Annotated in this window: 13 protein-coding genes; 5 read left to right on the plus strand and 8 right to left on the minus strand. The window is 65.6% G+C overall.

The window, feature by feature from the left end; translation table 11 throughout:
• The first annotated feature begins 153 nt into the window (after positions 1-153).
• A complete protein-coding gene (locus CSQ95_RS03010; protein WP_099408420.1) occupies positions 154-900 on the plus strand; it encodes a long-chain N-acyl amino acid synthase in 747 nt (248 codons plus the stop codon).
• Positions 901-903: 3 nt separating this feature from the next.
• Here the strand turns inward: CSQ95_RS03010 and CSQ95_RS03015 are convergent, their stop codons facing one another.
• The 3 genes from CSQ95_RS03015 to prsT are packed head-to-tail and all read right to left on the minus strand — an operon-like array spanning position 904 to position 6,935.
• The gene (locus tag CSQ95_RS03015) at positions 904-1,680 is read right to left on the minus strand and encodes a serine protease (protein WP_099408421.1); all 777 of its coding nucleotides are present in this window, start codon (positions 1,678-1,680) and stop codon (positions 904-906) included.
• A complete protein-coding gene (locus CSQ95_RS03020; RefSeq protein ID WP_099408422.1) occupies positions 1,677-4,148 on the minus strand; it encodes a hypothetical protein in 2,472 nt (823 codons plus the stop codon). Before CSQ95_RS03020 ends, CSQ95_RS03015 begins: the two co-directional genes overlap by 4 nt.
• A 3-nt stretch (positions 4,149-4,151) precedes the next feature.
• Positions 4,152-6,935: an XrtA/PEP-CTERM system TPR-repeat protein PrsT gene (prsT, locus tag CSQ95_RS03025; RefSeq protein WP_099408423.1), complete on the minus strand. Its 2,784-nt coding sequence runs from the start codon at positions 6,933-6,935 to the stop codon at positions 4,152-4,154.
• A gap of 260 nt (positions 6,936-7,195) precedes the next feature.
• Between prsT and CSQ95_RS03030 the strand changes: the two genes are divergently transcribed.
• Together CSQ95_RS03030 and CSQ95_RS03035 are read left to right on the plus strand one after the other, a co-directional pair.
• On the plus strand, positions 7,196-8,500 hold the full coding sequence (locus CSQ95_RS03030) for a nucleotide sugar dehydrogenase (RefSeq protein WP_373631189.1): 1,305 nt from the start codon (positions 7,196-7,198) through the stop codon (positions 8,498-8,500).
• Positions 8,500-9,714, plus strand: a complete 1,215-nt coding sequence (locus CSQ95_RS03035) for an SDR family oxidoreductase (RefSeq protein WP_099408425.1) — start codon at positions 8,500-8,502, stop codon at positions 9,712-9,714. Before CSQ95_RS03030 ends, CSQ95_RS03035 begins: the two co-directional genes overlap by 1 nt.
• Before the next feature lie 75 nt (positions 9,715-9,789).
• Here CSQ95_RS03035 and CSQ95_RS03040 read toward each other — a convergent pair whose 3' ends face one another.
• From CSQ95_RS03040 to CSQ95_RS03050, 3 genes are read right to left on the minus strand one after another with little or no spacing between them, the layout of a single operon-like run.
• Positions 9,790-11,301 (minus strand): SpoVR family protein, encoded by a 1,512-nt coding sequence (locus CSQ95_RS03040; RefSeq protein WP_099408426.1) that lies wholly within the window; start codon positions 11,299-11,301, stop codon positions 9,790-9,792.
• Positions 11,298-12,512 (minus strand): DUF444 family protein, encoded by a 1,215-nt coding sequence (locus CSQ95_RS03045; protein WP_099408427.1) that lies wholly within the window; start codon positions 12,510-12,512, stop codon positions 11,298-11,300. The genes CSQ95_RS03040 and CSQ95_RS03045 overlap by 4 nt, the downstream gene beginning before the upstream one ends.
• Before the next feature lie 2 nt (positions 12,513-12,514).
• Entirely contained in the window at positions 12,515-14,497 is a 1,983-nt protein-coding gene (locus tag CSQ95_RS03050; RefSeq protein WP_099408428.1) for a serine protein kinase, read from the minus strand.
• 241 nt (positions 14,498-14,738) lie between these two features.
• Here CSQ95_RS03050 and CSQ95_RS03055 point away from each other — a divergent pair, with 241 nt between their 5' ends.
• Positions 14,739-15,917 carry a hypothetical protein gene (locus CSQ95_RS03055; protein WP_099408429.1) on the plus strand — a complete coding sequence of 393 codons (1,179 nt, stop codon included), beginning with the start codon at positions 14,739-14,741 and terminating at the stop codon, positions 15,915-15,917.
• 149 nt (positions 15,918-16,066) lie between these two features.
• Positions 16,067-16,399 carry a hypothetical protein gene (locus CSQ95_RS03060; protein ID WP_099408430.1) on the plus strand — a complete coding sequence of 111 codons (333 nt, stop codon included), beginning with the start codon at positions 16,067-16,069 and terminating at the stop codon, positions 16,397-16,399.
• A gap of 78 nt (positions 16,400-16,477) precedes the next feature.
• On the opposite strand, the gene CSQ95_RS03065 is transcribed toward CSQ95_RS03060, so the two are convergent.
• Both CSQ95_RS03065 and CSQ95_RS03070 read right to left on the minus strand, forming a co-directional pair.
• Complete coding sequence (locus CSQ95_RS03065) at positions 16,478-17,914, minus strand: catalase (RefSeq protein WP_099408431.1); 1,437 nt, start codon at positions 17,912-17,914, stop codon at positions 16,478-16,480.
• 282 nt (positions 17,915-18,196) lie between these two features.
• Positions 18,197-18,889 (minus strand): tetratricopeptide repeat protein, encoded by a 693-nt coding sequence (locus tag CSQ95_RS03070; RefSeq protein WP_099408432.1) that lies wholly within the window; start codon positions 18,887-18,889, stop codon positions 18,197-18,199.
• Positions 18,890-18,909 lie beyond the last annotated feature (20 nt).

Consider the following 18,909-nt stretch of genomic DNA (forward strand, 5'->3'; position numbering starts at 1 on the left):
ACTTTTCGGCAAATTTCAGCGTGTTATTTTGCTATCTAAAGACAGATTTCTTCTGTTTTTTTAGCTAAAGGTGGGAACTTCTCCCGTTTTTCTCTTGTCACAAGGCATTGGCTTCAGTCCGTCTCGACGGCTGCCGATGAACGTGAGGACAAGATGAGCTTTGAAGATGAACCCATTATTTCCTTCGACACGCCAGGTACGTTCAGCGACCTGGTGGTGGGCGAGGGGCAGATCGACCCGGCCATGGAGCATGAGCTCGACCTGCAGCGCTTTCATATCCGCATGGCCAATTCGCGTGGCCGGCGCGAAGCGGCCAGCTTGCTGATCCGCAAGATGTACGGCTGGCGCGGCTATGCCGTCGATCCCGGCACGGCCCATGCGCTCAATAAAATCACACTGTTTGCGGAAACGGCCGGCACCACCGTCGGCACCATGACCTTGTGCCTTGACAATGACGAGACGGGCTTGCCCGCCGATGAAAACTTCCGCGACAAGCTCGACGTCCTGCGCGAGCAGGGCCGGCGCCTGTGCGAACCGTCGCGCCTGGCCATCGACAAGGGGGTGAGCAAGCGCGTGTTTGCGGCGCTGATTCATATTTCTTATATCTATGCCCACAATATTCACGGCTTTACGGATTACGTGATCGAAGTCAACCCGCGCCACGTGGTGTTTTACAAGCGCATGCTGGGTTTCCAGGACTTCGGCGGCGAGCGCGAGTGCACGCGCGTGGGGGCGCCGGCCGTGCTGCTACGGCTGGACCTCGATTACATGGGGGCCCAGATCCGCAAATACGGTGGCCTGATGGAACAGCATGGGGGTGAACGGTCGTTTTACCCCTTTTTTTTTCCGACATGGGATGAGCCCGGTATTACAGACCGGCTGAGGCAGGGGCGCAACTGAGGTTTATTTGTTTTTCAGCAAGATCGCCTGCATGTAGCCGCCCGGAATCGCGTAGGTGATGCCGCTCGGCGCGCTGATGGCGGCCTCCTTCAGGCCCTTGACGTACACCATGTTGACGATGCCGTAGACGAGACCGGTCTCGGGATCGAACAGCGGGCTGCCGCTGCTGCCCGGATACGCCGTCGCGTCCAGCTGGAACACGGTGTAAGGCGCTTTTTGCAGCTGCGCCAGGCGCCGGACGTCGAGGCGCTGCGCGTTTTCGCTGGGCATGACCACCGGCGTCAGCGATGACACGGTGGCGCGGTGCGTCACGTGGTGCAAACCGAGCAAGGTCCCGAGCGGAAAGCCCGTGAAGGCCAGGGCCTGGCCCTCGCGCACCGTGGCCGCGTCACCCAGCGCCAGGGCAGGCAGGGGCGCGCCCGCCAGGCGCAGCAAGGCCAGGTCGTGTTCCGTGTCCAGCGCCTGGACCTTGGCGGGGCGAAATTGCGCTGCCTCGCCCTGGCCCGTGAGTATGCCGATGACTTCGTTCGGATTGGCGTCGAGCAGTTTCTGGATCACATGGGCGCAAGTGAGCACGCTCAAGCCGTCGCCGGCGACGAAGCCCGTGCCGATGAAATTCATCGGCGGCGTGCGCGTCTTTTGCAGGCTGCCCACGCCGACGATCGATGGTTTGATGCGCGCGATGGTTTGCGCCAGCGGAGCATCGGCGCGGCAAGGCGCGCTGGCCAAGGCAAGGCAAAACAGGAGGGCGGAAAAGCATGTCAACGGCAGGGCTTTCATGGCGGCGCGCTTTCAAGGGCAGGAGGTGGCGGGGAGTGGGCCGGTCTCAGCAGCGCGCACAGCAGCATCAGATAGCACAGCAGGGCGATGCGCGGCACGTCGAGCAGGCTGTCGAACAGGCCGACGACGAGGAAACCCAGCAGGGCGGCGGCGCAGGCCAGCGCGCCGGAATCGCCGCCCCTGGCCTGGCGCAGCAGGCGCCGGCCGGCCACGGCCAGCAGGGCCAGCATGGACAGGGCGCCGCACCAGCCCGTTTCCACCAGCAGATGCAGCGCCATGCTCTTGATGTGCCACGGCAAGTGATGGTGGTCGCTGCTGAAAAACCAGTAATTATTCGCCTGCGTAAAGCGCCCGTTGGCGATCAATTCCTCGCCGCCGGGCGCGCGCAGGCTCAGATTGTCGACTTCCAGCACGGACGAGTCAGCCACCCCGCTGGCCGCCAGTTCCAGCTGCACGGGCGGGCGCAGCAGCCAGGCGCCCGCGCCCAGCCAGGCGCTGTCGAACGGCACTTCGTCATGCTGCCAGGCCGCCGCGGGGCTGCCGGGCGGATGAGGGCGCAGGCGCAGCGGAACATTCACGCAGCCTTGTGCATACAGCAATTGCCGCTGGCACAGGCGCACCTGCAGCACGGGCATGGGGCCCGTTCGGCGCACGTCGAGCGCCAGGGTGTAGCGCGTGGCGGGCTGCACGGGCAGGCGTTGCAGCAGCCGCAGCAGCTCGCCATAACCGGCGCTGTAGCCGGGACTGGCCAGGCGCACATACCGGTTTCCCCCTTCCTCGGCATACGCGATGCTGGCCGGTACCTCGCGCTGGGGATTGTGCCAGTAATATGTAGCGGGAAAGCTGCCGCTACCCGTGCCGAACAGGCGGCTGGCCAGGTCGGACGGCTGCATGGCCAGCGCTTGCCGCCAATGACGCAAGCGGCCTTGCATGTCGAAGGCCGTGGTGGCGAAACGTTCGGTGGCGTAATAGCTGGCCGACACGGGGATGGCCAGCAGCAGCAGGATGCCGGCCGCGCCCGCGATGCTCAGGCTGGCGCGGTCCAGCCGCCACAGGGGCGGGCGCAAGCGTCCGTTGCCCAGCATCAGCATGGCCAGCAGCACGACGAGGCCGGCCGGCAGCAGGGCGGCAGCACCGGCCCAGTGCCAGCCTATCCAGGCGAGATTGCATGCCAGCATGGTCCACGCCATCATCGCCAGGCCCAGCCTGACTGGTCCTTTGGCGGCGCCAGCGCCGGGCCACAGCACGGCCGCCAGCAGCACGGCCGCCAGCAGAAACAGGAAATACGGGCCTTTCAGCCAGCCGGCCGCGTGCTGGCCCGCCGGCTCCGGCCACCAGGCGGCCAGCAAGCCCTGCAGGCACAACGCACACAGCAGGCTAGCCGGCGCCAGACGCCATGGCAAGGGCCGTGCCGCCAGCACGAAGCTGGCCGCGAGCAGGACGACGGCGGCGAGCAAGCCCCGGTAGCCGGCCAGGCTGAACATGTACACGAGCAGGACGGTGCCCAGCCCGGCCAGCAGCAGCCGCAGCAGCACACCGCGCACGGGCGGGCGGCCAGGCGGACGCCGCGCCTCGCCGTGCGCCGTGCGCACGGTCTGCCAGAATCCCAGCAGCATGGCCGCCGCCAGGGCCGCGTACAGGCCGCGTGAAAACGTGGCGAACGCCGCGTGCAAGGCCAGGGCCAGCAGCAGCAAGGCCAGCGCCGCCTGCCAGCGGCTGCGGGCGCGCGCCAGCCACAGTGCGGCAAACGGCAGGCTCAGCGCCAGGTAGCCGTCGAGCGCGGCGCCGCCCGTGTGCATGGCGGAAAACGGCGCCGTGATGCGGTAGTCGCTCGACAGGTTCGTCAGGCCGGGAAACACGGCCCGTTCCCACAGCGCGAACAGCGACACCATGGCCAGTCCGGCCAGCATGCCCGGCAGCGCGTAGCGGCGCAGGGCGGAAGCATTCCCGTCGCGCAGCAGCAGCGGCAGCAGCAGCATGCTCCAGGCCCAGGCCTTGCCCAGCCGCAGGCTGTTGTAGGGACTCAAGTAATTATCCCAGGCGTTCAGGTCAAGCGGCGCCAGCGGCAGTACGCCGCGCAGCAGCGCCGCCAGCCAGGCCAGGCTGCACAGCAGCAAACAGACGCGGGCGGCGGGCGGGAGCGTGGCCGCGGCGCGCTGGATGGGGCCGCCCAGGCGCCAGTAGCCGCAGGCCACCGTCAGCAACAGCAGCACGTCGATTTCTTCGAGGAAGAACCAGCCCGTCCACGGCGCCAGGTCCAGCACGGGCAGCAGGGCGGGCACGCAGAACAGCCAGCAGGCGGGGCGCCAGCACAGCAGCAGGAAATACGCGGGCAGCAGCGCTGCAAACAGCAGGCCGGGCCAGCCGTGACCCAGCGGATAGTGGCGCAAGGCCAGCGCGCAGGCCACGCCCGCCAGCAGGGCCAGCGGACGCGCTGCCAGGCCGGCCACGGCAGCTTGCACAGCCATGGCCTACAGCTGGGTCAGCAAGGCCTGTGCCTCGGCCCGCTGCGGAAAGTCCTTGTTGGCGGCAAGCAATTGTTCCAGTTGCTTGCGCGCACCGCCCTTGTCCCCTGATTTCGCCAGGGCCGCGCCCAGGTGGTACTGCACTTCGGGCGACTTCGGCGCCAGCCCCGCCGCCTGGCGCAGCAGAGCCGTGGCGCGCTTGACGTCGCCTTGCTGCAGCACGATCCAGCCCAGGGTGTCGAGCACGGCGGGATTGTCGGGCGCCAGCTTGAGCGCCTGCTCGGCCGTCGCTTGCGCGCGCGGATCTTTTTCCTGCTGATACGCCCAGGCCAGGTCGTTCAGCGCCACGACATTGCCCGTGTCCTTGGCGACGACATACTGGAAGTGCTCGATGGCGGCGCGGTATTGTTTGGCCGCCAGGTACGTGCCCGCCAGGTACGTGCGCGTCGGCAAGTCTTCCGGATGCTCCTTGAGCCAGGTGGCCATGCGCGCATCGGCTTCGCGCGTCTGGCCCGACGCCTGCAAGGCGCGGTACAGCTGCACCTGCAAGGGGCCGATGGGGCTGATGTCGAACGCGTGCTGGTACAGCTTGACGGCTTGCTGCGGCAGCTTTTGCTCCATCAGCACGTCGCCTTCGAGCTTGTAGCCGGCCGCCAGCTTCGGCTGCTGTTCCTGCACTTGCCGCGCCACGGCCAGCGCCTCGCGCTGGCGGTTCAGGTTCAACAGCAGGGCCACTTCGACCACGCGCGCTTCGAGCAGGGTCGGGTCAAGCGCCCGCGCCCGCTTGACGGCTTGCAGCGCGTTATGATGGTCGCCCAGCGCCAGGTGCAGGCTGGCGATGCGCATCTGCAAGGGAGCGGACGTCGTTTGCAGGCTGGCCAGCTTGTTGTAGCTGTTGAGCGCGGCCGGCGCCTGGCCCGCGCTGTACTCGACCTGGGCGCGCAGGGCCAGCGCATCGGCGTCGCCCGGATGGCCCGTCTGCAAGGTGCGCGCCAGTTCCAGCGCCTTGTCGGGCGCGCCCGTCTTCAGGTAAAAATTACTTAATAGCAGGGCCGGCGTGACGGCGTCGGGATTGTCGCGGTGGCTCCGCTCGAGCCAGCGCCGCGCCTCGTCCGTCTTGCCCTGCGATGCGGCCAGCTTGGCCAGCGCCGCGCACAGGTCGGCATTTTTCGGCGCCTTCGCCAGCGCCTTCTCGAAGCGCTGTTTCGCCTGCTCCGGCTTTTTCTCGGCCAGGTCGATCTGCGCCAGGTTGTTCAGGGCAGGCAAGTACACGGGGTCCATGCTCAATGCTTGCTCGAAACTGGCGCGCGCGGCGGGCAGATCGCGCAGGGCCAGGTAGACGCCGCCTTTCAGGTTCAGCAGCAGGGGATTCGTGCCTTTCTGCTGCTGTTCCATCATCTTGACGCTGGCCAGGGCCTTGTCGTTCTGCTTGTTGCGCAGCAAGGTCATCACCAGCATGCTGCCCGCCTGCGGCGTACTCTTGTCGAGCATGCTGGCGCGTTCCAGTTCATTGATGGCGCGGCTGTTCTCGCCCATGCCCAGGCGGCTGATGCCCAAGGCCGCATGCAGTCTGGCCGTGTCCGGCGCCAGGGTGCTGGCTTTTTCGAAATATGCCGTCGCCTTGTCGTACTGGCGCGCGCGCAAGTGGACTTCGCCGGCCAGCGACAGCAATTCCACGTCGTCGGGGAAGGCGGTCAGCATCGGTTGCAGCAAGCCGATGGCGGCGTCGGTCTTGCCGCGCATCAGTTCGATCGAGGCCATCATCTTGACGGCGTACAGGTGCTGGGGATACACGGTCAGGAAGCGGCGCAGATAGCTTTCCGCCAGTTGCGGCGAACCGAGCGCCAGTTGCACGGCGCCGGCCAGCAGGATGGACGGCATGTGATCGGGCGCCGCCTTGAGCACCAGCTGCAAGCCCTGCAAGGCCGCCTTGTTCTTGCCCTGGCGAAAATCGAGCAAGGCCTGTGCCTGCAGCAGACCCAGGCTGTTGGGCGCCGTCTTGCGCGCCGTGGCCAGCTGGGCCGCCGCTTCCGGATAGCGGTTGTCGATGATGTCGAGGTTGGCCAGGTCGATGTGCGCCTGGGTATTGTCCGGTTTGATTTTGAGGATCTGCATATAGGCTTGCCGCGCCGCGCCGTTCTTGCCTTGCAGGCGTAGCAGGTCGCCCTGCAGGCGCAAGGCGTCGAGGTTGGCGGGCGCGCTTTTCAGGGCTTGCGCCAGCAGCAGTTCGGCCGCCGGTACCTGCTGCTCCAGCGCCGACAGCCGCGCCAGTCCCAGCAGGGCCTCGACCTGGTCGGGATGGGCTTCGAGCAGGCGCGCAAACAGGGCGCGCGCCTCGTCCTGGCGGCCCAGGGCCAGCAAGGCGTCGCCGCGCAGGGACAGCACGCTGGCGGGCTGCGCCGCATCGTCGGGGATCTCGGCCAGCACCTTGTCGAACTGGCCCAGCATCAGCCAGGTCTTGCCCAGCAGTGGCATCACTTGCTGCGGCGCCAGGCCCAGCGATTTTGCCTTGCGCAATTCTTTCTCGGCCGACAGCGCTTCACCCGTGTCGATATAGATGCTGCCCAGCAGCAAGCGCGCGGCCGCATTGTCCGGTTCCTTCTGCAGCAGGTTTTTCAACTGGATGATGGCGGCCCGCGCTTCGCCTTTCTGCCGGTACTGCTGCGCGTCGGCCAGCAGGCTTTCGCTGCTCTGCGTGCCGTGGCAAGCCGTCAGCAGGGGCAGCAGCAGGGCACAGCACAGCGCGGCGGCCGGCAGGCCAGGGAAAGGGCGGGACAGGGAAAGGGCCATGGAAATCTCCGGTAGCGGCGTGCGTGGACGATTAGCCGATTCGCGATGGGCGATGGGCGATGGGCATGGCCTAGCTTAAAAAGATGGCAGCCGGTCTCCTTGATTGCGCTCAACAAGCCGCCGATTGTCCGCGCGCATGCTTGCCGGCATCCCGGTTTTCTTGTTCTCGCTCAAGAATGGACAGACCGGCAACCGTAGAATTTCCCGGACGGTGATGCGCAGGCCGCAACCATTCGGAGCACATGCATATGGACAGCAATGTGAATAGCAATATCAATAGCAAGGCGGGCGTGGTGGCGGTGGTGGGACTCGGCTACGTGGGCTTGCAGCTGGCCGTGGCGTTTGGCACACGCCAGCGCACGATCGGCTTTGACTTGTCGGCGCGCAAGGTGGAAAGCTACCGTCGCCACATCGACCCGACGGGCGAAGTCAGCCATGAACAGTTGCTGGCCGCGCAATGGCTGAGCGTGGGCTGCGACCCGGCCGAGCTGCAACTGGCCGATTTCATCGTCGTGGCCGTGCCCACGCCCGTCGACAGCGCGCACAATCCCGATTTTTCCGCCCTGGCCGGCGCCAGCGCGGCCGTCGGGCGCCACATGCGGCGCGGCGCCATCGTCATCTACGAATCGACCGTGTATCCGGGCGCCACCGAGGACATCTGCATTCCCATCCTCGAACAGCATTCGGGCCTGCGCTGGAAGGAAGACTTTCATGTGGGCTTTTCGCCCGAGCGCATCAACCCCGGCGACAGGGATCACACCCTGCACAGCATCCGCAAAGTGGTCTCGGGCGATGACGCCACGACACTGGACCAGGTGGCCGCCCTGTACGAAGGCGTGGTCGGGGCGGGCGTGCACCGGGCGTCGAGCATCAAGGTGGCCGAGGCGGCCAAGGTCATCGAAAACACGCAGCGCGACCTGAACATCGCGCTGATGAATGAGCTGGCCATCATCTTCGACCGCATCGGCATCGACACCCTGGAAGTGCTGCAGGCGGCCGGCACGAAATGGAATTTTTTACCATTTCGTCCCGGCCTCGTGGGCGGCCACTGCATCGGCGTCGACCCATACTATTTGACGCACAAGGCGGAAATGCTCGGTTACCACCCGCACGTGATCCTGGCGGGGCGCCGCATCAACGACGGCATGGCCAAGTTCGTGGCGGAAAAGACCATCAAGGAAATGGTGCGCGCCGGCTTCAAATTGAAAGGGGCGCACGTCAACGTGCTGGGCCTGACCTTCAAGGAAAACTGCCCGGACCTGCGCAACTCGAAAGTGGTCGACATGATCCATGAACTGCAATCGTACGGCGTGCAGGTGCACGTGCACGACCCCGTCGCCGATGGCCGCGAAGCGCTGGAAGAATACGGTTTGACCTTGGAAAGCTGGGAACAGCTGCCGCGGGCCGAGGCCATCATCAGCGCCGTCTCGCACCAGGCCCTGCTGGCCCGCCCGCTGGCCGACTTCCAGGCCAAGGTGCTGGAAAACGGCTGCTTCATCGACATCAAATCGCATTTCGACCCCCGTCCGCTGGAGGACGGCGGCCTTCTCGTGTGGCGGCTGTGATGGCGGCCGATGCCTTCGAACGGGCCGCAAACGCGGCGCAAGGCGGCCTGGCTGCCGGCGCGTACGCGCAAGCCTGCGCGCAACTGCTGCAAACGCCGCGCCGCTGGCTGGTGACGGGCGTGGCCGGCTTCATCGGTTCGCACCTGCTGGAAACCCTGCTGCAACTTGGACAGGAAGTGCGCGGCCTCGACAACTTCATGACGGGCCATCGCCACAACCTGGAACAGGTGCGCGCCAGCGTGGGCGAGCAGGCGTGGCGCCGCTTCACCTTCGTTGAAGGCGATATCCGCGACCTGCAGGCGTGCGCGCGCGCGTGCGGCGTGCCGGTACAGGCCGCCAGCGGTGGTAATGGCGATGGCGAGGCGGACGGCGGGACAGATGCGGCCGATGGTGCCAGCGGCGCTGGCGGCAGCCTGGCCGGGCGCGGCCGGGCTGATACGGGCGGCGCTGTCGACTACGTGCTGCACCAGGCGGCGCTCGGTTCCGTCTCGCGTTCGCTGGAAGACCCGCTGCTGTGCCACGCCGTCAATGTCAGCGGCTTTCTGAACATGCTGGCCGCCGCGCGCGAGGCGGGCGTGCGGCGCTTCGTGTATGCCGCGTCCAGCGCCACGTATGGCGACCATCCGGCCTTGCCGAAAGTGGAACAGCACATCGGCGCGCCCCTGTCGCCGTATGCCCTGAGCAAATACGTCAACGAACTGTACGCGCAGGTGTACGCGCGCTGTTACGCCGTGCAGACGGTGGGCTTGCGCTACTTCAATGTCTTCGGTCCGCGCCAGGACCCGCTGGGCGCCTACGCGGCCGTCATTCCCCGCTGGATCGCCGCCATGCTGGACAATCAGGCCGTGCGAATCCATGGCGACGGCGCCACCAGCCGCGACTTCTGCTTCGTGCACAATGCCGTGCAAGCCAATATCCTCGCCGCCACGCGCACCGACCCGGCCGCCGTCAACCAGGTCTACAACGTGGCCGTTAACGCCCGTACCAGCCTGACCCAATTGCACGCCACCATGCAGCAGATGCTGCTTGCCGTCCGCCCGCAGCACGTGCCGCAGGCACCGCACTACGGCGAGTTTCGCGCCGGCGACGTGCGCCATTCGCAGGCGGACATCGCCAAGGCGGGCCGCCTGCTCGGCTATGTCCCCACGCACAATCTGGCGCAAGGCTTGCGGCAGACCATCGCCTGGTATGTGGCGCAGGCAGGCCGCGCATGAGAACCTGGCCCGCCAAGTGGTCGGAGGCACAAGCTGTGCCAGGTACACTCCGATATCCGTCTGATCGGCGGGCTTTTAGCGTTGCACGGGCGGTGCTGTCGGCGTTGTTGCTGACGCCGTCGGCGCGGGCGGCTCCGGCACGCCATCGGCCTTGCTGCGCAAAACCCGGGGCGTGCCGCGGAAATCGGCCGTATGCAGGGTCACGGGGCGGCGCCAGATGCGGGCGATGTACGCCAGCACCTGTTCCGCCCGCTCCAGGTCGAGGCCGCGCCCATCGCGCTGGTGATCGTGGCGCAGCACCAGGCTGCCGTCGTCGTTGAGCAGCGTGACGGCGATGCACGGCGCGCCATAGTTGTATTTGGGCGCCAGGATGGCTTCGCGGATGGCCGCCAAGTCGCGGCTGGCCAGGCGCGTTTCGCCATCGCGGTGGCTTTCATGCACGAACAGGCCCAGGCGGTCAGCCAGTTCGCCGTCCAGATAATTGCGTATGAAACTGCAGTCGTCGTCGTCGCGGCAAATCTGGCGCGCCCGCGCCAGTCCTTCACGCTCGATGATGTGTTCCCACATGCAAAATCCCAAATGATAGGGATTGACGGCCAGCGCCTGCTGGTGCTCGCCCGCGTAAGGGCGCACGACGTCCGAATGGGACTTGATGGCGGACAGGTACAAGGCCGGCGGCAGGAAGTCGGCTTCGCGCAGCAGCCGCGCATGCCAGTACGAGGCCCAGCCTTCGTTCATGATCTGGCAGGCGTACACGGGATAAAAATAAAACGACTCTTCGCGCACGGCCAGGAAAATGTCGCGCTCCCAGTCCGCCAGTTCCGGCCCATGTTGTGCGATAAACCAGAGTAAATCGTATTCGGGCTGCGGCGGCAGGAGCGGGCGCTGCGCCAGCCTTGCCCGGGCCGCCTCGTGCGCCGCCAGCGCGGCCGCTTCGCCGGGCAAGCGCCGGTAGCGTTGTACAAAAGGATCTTCCGCGCCGGCCCTGGCTTGCGTGCCGGCCACGCCGGCTGGCGCCGCTGCCGCCGCATACGGCGGCCGGTGCAGTTCGGCGTGCACGTCCACGTGCTGCTCGAGCGCCAGTGCCGCGTCGAGCACGGCTTCCACCTGCTCTTGCCCATGGCGTTGCAGCGCCAGTTCGAGACGCTGCGCCCGCGCCGCGCTTTGTTCCAGGATGTGCTGGCCCGCCATGGCGCCGAAACGTAGGAACAGGGCATTGCGGCTGGCAAAGTCGGCGTGGCCCAGCACGTGCGCTGTGACGAGGGTGTTTTCCGCCACGGAATTGTGTTCGGCCATGTAGGCATGGCATGGGTCGCCGGGAAACATGACTTCGAACATATGCGAGTTGCCCATCTTTTGATGCACGAGCTGGTGGATGTAGCGCACGCCGAACGACCAGTGGCGCATGCGTACGGGCAAGCCATAGATGGCGATCTCGGCCATGAAGCTGTCCGGCACCAGCTCGAACTCGACGGGGGCAAATTCCAGCCCCAGTTTCCGCGCCAGCGCTTCGATGCGCGCCGCGTAGGCGTCCAGGCCGGCTATGTTTGCCGTGCCGCCATGATGCTGGGCGCCATGCCGCGTCATGCCGCGTCCTCCGTCTCGGCCGCTTCGTGCTGGAAAAAGGTGCGGATGGCCGCCCAGATATCGTCATTCCTGCTCAGGATGCTGCTGTGCAGGGGCAAGCCCCGGCGTTCCTGCTCGGCGCACAGGCTGTGCATTTCCGTTTCCAGGCTGCGCGGTACGCCGGGCACGGTTTCCACATAGCCCATGTAGTTGAGCAGGGCGGTCAGTTCACCGAGGGCCAGGCTGGCCGCCGCCCGGTCTTCGCTGAAATTCTCGCCATCGGAGGCATAGAACAGGTAGGCGTTGTAGCGGCCCGGCGCATAGTGTTCCTGCAGCAGTTCGCGGCTCAGGCGAAAGGCGGTGGACGCCATGGTGCCGCCCATGCCGTTGACCTGGAAGAACTCGGCTTCGGAAAATTCCCAGGCCCGCGTCGTATGGGCGATAAAACGTGTTTCCACGCGCGCATACCTGCGGCGCAAGCCCTGCAAGGCAAAGAAAAAGAAGGATTTGGCCAGCTTGCGCTCGGCCTGCGCCATGCTGGCCGACACGTCGAGCACGAAAAACACGACGGCGTTCGCGCTGGGCCGTGGCTGTAGCAGCACCTGGCGGTAACGCAAGTCGTCATTGGTGAACGGCACGGGCCGCGCCTGCAAGGCGCGCCGCTTGATGGCTTCCTTGACGGTGCGCCGGCGGTCCAGCCGCGAACGGGCGCCATGACGGTCCAGTCCGCTACGCACGAGCCGCACCTCGTCGATGACGCCCAGGTGGCGCGGTTTCAGGTCCGGCAACTCGAAGGTCTCCCACAGCCAGTCGAGAATGTCGTCGATAGGAAACTCCAGCAACAGGCGCACGGCGCCCTCGCCATTGCCGCCTTCGCCTTGCGCCCCGGCCCCGTCCGTGGCGGGGCGCGCCGCGCGCAGGAGATCGCCGGGCTGGCCGTCGCCCTGTCCCGCGCCCACGCTGTTGCGCGCGGGCGCCAGACGGAAGCGCGCATGTTCGAGCAGACGCAGGGGCACTTGCACCGTGCGCTGCTGCGGTCCGCCGATCAGGTCCGGCGTGGCGATCAGCTCGGGCAAGTGGGCCTGCACGGCGTCGCGCACTTTCTGGTTGTGGCGCAGCCAGTCGCGCGCGCCGCGCGAGAACAGCCCGTACCAGGGCTGGGCCAGGTCGGGCGCGGCGGCTCCCGCAGGACCATCCTGCTTGCCTTTGCCTGGCGAGGTCGTGGCGGACATGGCTATTCCTGTGCCAGCAAGGTGGTCACGTAGTTGAGCGCTTCGCGCGCGCTGTGGGCGTCGTAGCCGTATTCGTCGACCAGGCGCTGCTCGACGGCGGAAATCCTGGCCCGCACGTCGTCATCGGGGCGCTTGGCCGAGCCGACCAGACGCAGCACGTCGCGCCGCTGTTCGAACAGATATTGCTGGATGGCGTCGTGCAGTTGCGCATGGCTGCCCAGGCCGAACGCCTCGCCCCGCTTGAAGGCGCTCATGGCCTTGCGCACCACTTCTTGGCGGAACGACTGCTTGCCCGAGTCGCTGATGTGGATTTTTTCTTCCACGGCACGCAGGAAGCGTTCGTCGGGACGGCGTTCTTCGCTGGTGATGGGGTCGCGGATCTGGCGGTTGTCGAGCATGGCTTCGACTTCATCGAGATATTTGTTCAGCAAGTCTTGCGCCTCTTGCTCGAACGACACGAACAGGGCCTTGTGCACGTCGGCCTTGACCCAGCGGTTATAAAAATCCTTGCGCGTGAGTACCAGGTAATCGACCCACTTGCGCTTGCGCCGCGGTTCGATGCGCGCATCGCTTTCGATGCCGTCTTTCAGGGCCAGCAGCACGTCCATGGTGGACAGGCTGTTGCGCTGGGCGGAAATGATGGCGTGCGACAGGGCATTGATGACGAAACGGGGCGACACGCCCGCCAGGCCTTCGTCGGGTGCCTTGTCGCGTTCGCGCAGGCGGCGGATGTCGGCATGCTGCAAGTCGTCGACGTCTTCGTTGGCGTACACGCGCAGTTTCTTGACCAGTTCCGCTTCCTTGTCGTCGCCCTCGGGCAAGCGGCTCAGGATGGCGAACACGGCCGCCGCATGCAGCACGTGCGGATCGAGGTGCACGTCGCGGAAGGCGGGCGCTGCCGCCTGGATCAACTTGCGGTAAATGCGCGCTTCTTCGCGGTAATTGAGCGTGTACGGCACTTGCACGATGACCATGCGGTCGAGCAGCGCCTCGTTTTCGCTTTCTTGCATGAACTTGCGAAATTCCGCCAGATTCGTGTGCGCGACGATGGTTTCATCGAGGTAAATCAAGGGGAAGCGCGATACCTTGACATTCTTTTCCTGCGTCAGGGTCAGCAGCAGGTAGAGAAATTCCCGCTTGACCTTGAGGATTTCGATCATTTCCAGCATGCCGCGGCTGGCCGCATACACGGCGCCGGACCAGGACCAGGCGCGCGGATCGCCTTCGTCGCCGTACTGCGCCACTTTCGACAGGTCGACGGAGCCCACGAGGTCGGCCAGGTCGGCCGTCGTGGGATCGTGCGGCGCATACGTGCCGATGCCGCAGCGGCCCGCCTCGGACAGGTGGATGCGCTCGACGGGCATGCGCAGGAAGTCGCCCCCGTACTGTTCTTCCAGGCGGGCGCGGCAATGGGGACACAGTTCGCCGTGCAGTTCGGCATCATAGCTGGCGCGAAAGTCGGCGCGCATGCTGTGCGGCACCAGATGCAGCGGCGATTCGTGCACGGGACAGCCGGCGATGCCATATAGCGCGCCTTCGCTGCTGTGGCTGTATTCTTCCAGCCCCCGCTTGAGCAGGATCACCATGGTCGACTTGCCGCCCGATGGCGGGCCCAGCAGCAACAGCATGCGCCGGCCCACTTCGGAGCCGGCGGCGGCCGCCTTGAAGTAGGCGGCGACCCGGTCGATCGCCTCGTCGATGCCGAACAGCTCGTCGTCGAACAGGCGGCAGCGGAAGCGCCCGCTGTCGTCGGTCTGGCCGTTCCAGCGCATCATGTCCCACAGATACTGGTGCGCGCTGCGCGTCAGCAGGCCGGCGCGGCCGGGCAGGATTTGTTCCATGAAGTCGGCAAAACTGCCACGCCAGGGACTGATGCGGTGTTTTTCCGCCCAGGCCGCCATGCCGTGCACGAAACCCGCATGCTGGCCTTGCTCGCCCGCAGGCGCGTCGTCATCGGATTGGTGTGGCCTACCAGGAATCGTCATTATTTCCCCATCCATACCGTTGCTGCCGTGTGCAGGCCCAGTTCCAGCCTGCCAGTCAAGTATACGACGCTGCCTCTGCCCGCACGACTGATCTCGCTCAACCTTGACGAGGGAACTATTTTTATCCTCGCCGCGCCCATTGAGACAGGGCAGCCATGCGTCAGCGCGGTTCAATCCAGATCAATACTGGCCTGCGCGGCACGTCCACACTGGTCTTGCGACGATCCACGAGGAGAACATAATGATAGGTAACGAGAATGGTTTCAGCGCCCCGCCTGGCGGCAGCGGCAGGGGACAAAGCGCGGACGATGAAGAGGCCGTCGGTCAGTTTGCCGCCCCCGGCGAAGACGACAATACGATCGAGAGCGCGTCCGTCTCGGAGGTACCCGACGCCCTGAGCGGCGTCAGCATGGAATTGCTGGAAATCAAGCGCAGCATCGAAGACGGCATGCGCCAGGGTATTTCCCAGGCGGGCGGCGTGCGCGCGGCCGACGCCTTCAGCGACGGCGGCAATATCCAGGGCGTGTCCATCGGCCTGGGCGAGGGCGCCAGCGACAGCTCGTCCGGCGAGCCGGGCTTGCCGGCCCTGACCCTGTACGTGGCCGAACCCACCTCCGTCGACCGCGCCAAGGCCGCCATCGTGGGGGCCATGGGCGTGCGCGCCGTGGCCAGCGACAATGTCCCCGTGAATATCGTCGTCACGGGCGTGATCGATGCGCAACCGCACCGTTTCCGCTTGCGCCCGGCGCCGGGCGGCGTGTCGGTCGGGCATTTCCGCATCACGGCCGGCACCATCGGCTGCCTGGCCGTGGGGCGCAGCGCGCCGCGCAGCGGCCGCTTGATGATCCTGAGCAATAATCACGTGCTGGCCAATTCCAACGGCGGCGTGTTCAACGACTGCATCGTGCAGCCTGGTCCCATCGACGGGGGACGTTGTCCGCAAGACCAGGTGGCCGTGCTCGAGCGTTTCGTGCCCATCAATTTCAGCAGCGGCGTCAATTACGTCGATTGCGCCACCGGCTGGGCCTGGCCGGACCGCGTGCGGTCCGAACTGGTCTACCTGAGCGGAGGCGTGCCCGCCTACTTCCGTATCAGCAATGCGCTGGTGGCCCCCGCGTTGGGCATGATGGTCGGCAAGTCCGGCCGCACGACGCAATTGACGCAGGGCCGCATCACGGGCCTGGGCGCCACCATCAACGTCAATTACGGCGGCGGCAGGATCGCGCTGTTCCAGGACCAGATCGCCATCACGGGCGTGAGCGGGGCGTTCAGCGCGGGCGGCGATTCCGGTTCGTCCATCTGGACCTGGAACCAGCAGCGCAATCCCGTCGGCTTGCTGTTTGCGGGCGGTAACAACATCACGTTTGCCAACCAGATGCGGCGCGTGGTGGCGGCGCTCGACATCAATTTGTACACCTGAGTACGCTGCCAGATGCCGCCTTGCATAACGCTGCTTTTTGCACGATGATGATTGTATGAGAGGCCGCAGCCATGCATGGTTGTGCCCGGCGAACGGCGCTGCAGCGCCGGATGGCCGGGTGTATCATGGAATGCCTCAGGAGGGTTGTCATGTCAAACAGTAAATTCGTACCATCGCCATATGCCGTCTTCGAAGACGCTGCCATGCCGTACTTACCGGATGAAATTCCTGGACAGGGCATGGGGCAGTACACCCCGGCCGCGCCCCACGGCCGCCTGGAAGCGGCAAAGCGGCGCAACGAGCGGGCGCTGATGGCCATCGACGGCGTGGAAGGCGTCAGCGTGGGACACACGGCCGTGGGCAAGGACGCGCTCGTCGTGTATTTGCGCGACTCGTCCGTCAAGCGGCGCGTGCCGTCGCAGGTCGAGGGCTATCCGGTGGAAACGAGCGTCACTGGCCAGATCGATATCCGGCGCTGGTAGGCAGGCCTGGCCGCCTGGCCGCGGATCGTTGCGGCGGAAGGCCTGTTGCCAGGCCTTCCGGGTTCCTTTCCGCCTGCCTTACTTGCTCAGGCGGCTGATCGCTTCGGCCACGCCCGCGCCATAGGCGGGGTCGCACAGCGTGCAGTTGCCGATGTGGCGTTGCTTGACTTGCTCCGAGGCGCCCGAGATGGCGCGCGCCGTGTTGTCGAACAAGGCTTGCTGCTGCGCCGGCGTCATCAGCTGGAACAGGGCGCGCGGCTGCGAATAGTAATCCTCGTCGACCCTGTGGTTCCAGTGGTCGGCCGCGCCTTCGATGCTCAATGGCGGTTCGCGGAAGTCGGGCTGCTCGGCCCATTCCTGCTCGCTGTTCGGCTCATAGCCCAACGTTCCCCCCTGGTTGCCATCGACGCGCATCTGGCCGTCGCGGTGGTAGCTGTGGAACGGGCATTTCGGCGCGTTGACAGGGATATGGCTGTGGTTGACGCCGAGGCGGTAGCGCTGCGCGTCGCCATACGAAAACAGGCGGCCTTGCAGCATCTTGTCCGGCGAAAAGCTGATGCCGGGCACCACGTTGGCCGGGTTGAAGGCCGCCTGTTCCACTTCCGCGAAATGGTTGTCGGCATTGCGGTTCAGTTCCAGCACTCCCACCTCGATCAGCGGATAGTCGCCGTGCGGCCACACTTTCGACAGGTCGAAGGGGTTGAGGTGATACGTGCCTGCCTCTTTCTCCGGCATGATCTGCACGTACAGGGTCCAGCGGGGGAAATCCTTGTTTTCGATGCTTTCATACAGGTCGCGGTGCGAGCTTTCGCGGTCCTTGCCGACCAGTTCCTCGGCTTGCGCGTCGGTCAGGTTTTGTATGCCTTGCTGGGTTTTAAAGGTGAACTTGACCCAGAATCGCTCGTTTTGCGCATTCAGGAAGCTGAAGGTATGGCTGCCGAAGCCGTGCATGTGGCGGAAACTGCGCGGCAAGCCCCGGTCGCTCATCACCACCGTGACCTGGTGCAGCGCTTCGGGCAGCGAAGTCCAGAAATCCCAGTTGCTGTTGGCGCTGCGCAAGCCCGTGCGCGGGTCGCGCTTGATAGCATGGTTCAGATCGGGAAATTTCAATGGGTCGCGCATGAAAAACACGGGCGTGTTGTTGCCGACCAGGTCCCAGTTGCCTTCTTCCGTATAAAACTTCAGGGCGAAGCCGCGGATATCGCGTTCCGCATCGGCCGCACCCCGTTCGCCGGCCACCGTGGAAAAGCGCGCGAACATCGGCGTTTGCTTGCCCACCGCGCCAAAAATCTTGGCCCGCGTGTAGCGCGTGATGTCGTGCGTGACGGTAAACGTGCCGTGCGCGCCCGATCCCTTGGCATGCATGCGGCGCTCAGGAATGACTTCGCGGTCGAAGTGGGCCAGCTTTTCCAGGAACCAGACATCTTGCAACAGGGCGGGGCCGCGGGGGCCGGCCGTCTGGATGTTCTGGTTGTCGACGACAGGCGCGCCAAAGGCGGTGGTCAGCTTTTTCATTGGACTCTTTCTTTCATGGCTAGGCAGAGCAATGGACGCACCGGCGCTACTCAAACACTGGCTGGGTTGAATGCACACTCACCGGGGCTGGTCCAGAGTAAAATTTCTAAAATGCAAATTAGTGTAAACCTTTTCTTGCAGGGCGGCATGTCACGCCGCCTGGGCAAGCTCAGGCGGTGCACTTGTATCATAAGCGCTGAATGGCTTGCGCTCCCGCACGCTTGCAAGTTGCCAGTATATAAAGGCAGGCGACGATCACGCCACTGGCCTTTTGCCCAGTTCTTAAAACTTGTTCCAGTTGTTATGCCGGTGCTCCGTCGCTTCCTTCATCAGGTGGCCGGCGCGCAGGGCGTCGTCCGCCTGCAGCGTCATGGCCAGTTCCTGGAGGGCGGGCGGGTATTCGTGGTGGGCCGCTTCTTCCAGCAATTCACGGCCCTTGGCCAGGTCGCGCGGCACGCCGCGGCCTTCGCGGTAGGCGTTGTACAGCAGGAACATGGCGTGTGGATTGCCCAGTTCGCTGGACTTGGCCAGCCAGTGCGCCGCTATGACGGGATCTTGCGGCACGCCTTCGCCATTCGCCGCCAGCAAGCCCAGCATCAGGGCCGCCTTCGCATGGCCTTGCTGCGCCGCTTGCCGGTACCACAGCCACGCTTGGGCCGGCGTGGCCGCGCGCAGCATCTGGCCCAGCTCGAACGCCGCTTCCGTGTCGCCGGCGCGGGCCGCCTGTTCGAACAGACTCAGCGTCTCGGCGCGGCGCTCGGGGCGGGGCTGGTAAATCAGCGCCAGTTCGCGCTCGGCGACGGGCATGTCCTTGCCGGCCCAGCTGCGTACCTTGCGTTCGGCCTGGTGGTCGCCCGCCTGGCGCGCGAGCATGGCCACGGCTTCGATTTCCGCCGCCGTGGGTGGTGGCGACGACTGGCAGGCGGCCAGGACGGTAGCCAGCACGACGGCGGGAAGGGAGAGTGCGTGTTTCATCTGGATGACCTTTCATCAAA

It is taken from the genome of Janthinobacterium sp. BJB304 (assembly GCF_002735765.1).
Lineage (GTDB): Bacteria > Pseudomonadota > Gammaproteobacteria > Burkholderiales > Burkholderiaceae_D > Janthinobacterium.

Coding starts and splice junctions, on each gene's coding strand:
- CSQ95_RS03035 (WP_099408425.1), top strand. CDS start 8,500: ATGGCGGCCGATGCCTTCGAACGGGCCGCAAACGCGGCGCAAGGCGGC.
- CSQ95_RS03050 (WP_099408428.1), bottom strand. CDS start 14,497: ATGACGATTCCTGGTAGGCCACACCAATCCGATGACGACGCGCCTGCG.
- prsT (WP_099408423.1), bottom strand. CDS start 6,935: ATGGCCCTTTCCCTGTCCCGCCCTTTCCCTGGCCTGCCGGCCGCCGCG.
- CSQ95_RS03020 (WP_099408422.1), bottom strand. CDS start 4,148: ATGGCTGTGCAAGCTGCCGTGGCCGGCCTGGCAGCGCGTCCGCTGGCC.
- CSQ95_RS03070 (WP_099408432.1), bottom strand. CDS start 18,889: ATGAAACACGCACTCTCCCTTCCCGCCGTCGTGCTGGCTACCGTCCTG.
- CSQ95_RS03015 (WP_099408421.1), bottom strand. CDS start 1,680: ATGAAAGCCCTGCCGTTGACATGCTTTTCCGCCCTCCTGTTTTGCCTT.
- CSQ95_RS03045 (WP_099408427.1), bottom strand. CDS start 12,512: ATGTCCGCCACGACCTCGCCAGGCAAAGGCAAGCAGGATGGTCCTGCG.
- CSQ95_RS03010 (WP_099408420.1), top strand. CDS start 154: ATGAGCTTTGAAGATGAACCCATTATTTCCTTCGACACGCCAGGTACG.
- CSQ95_RS03040 (WP_099408426.1), bottom strand. CDS start 11,301: ATGACGCGGCATGGCGCCCAGCATCATGGCGGCACGGCAAACATAGCC.
- CSQ95_RS03060 (WP_099408430.1), top strand. CDS start 16,067: ATGTCAAACAGTAAATTCGTACCATCGCCATATGCCGTCTTCGAAGAC.
- CSQ95_RS03055 (WP_099408429.1), top strand. CDS start 14,739: ATGATAGGTAACGAGAATGGTTTCAGCGCCCCGCCTGGCGGCAGCGGC.
- CSQ95_RS03065 (WP_099408431.1), bottom strand. CDS start 17,914: ATGAAAAAGCTGACCACCGCCTTTGGCGCGCCTGTCGTCGACAACCAG.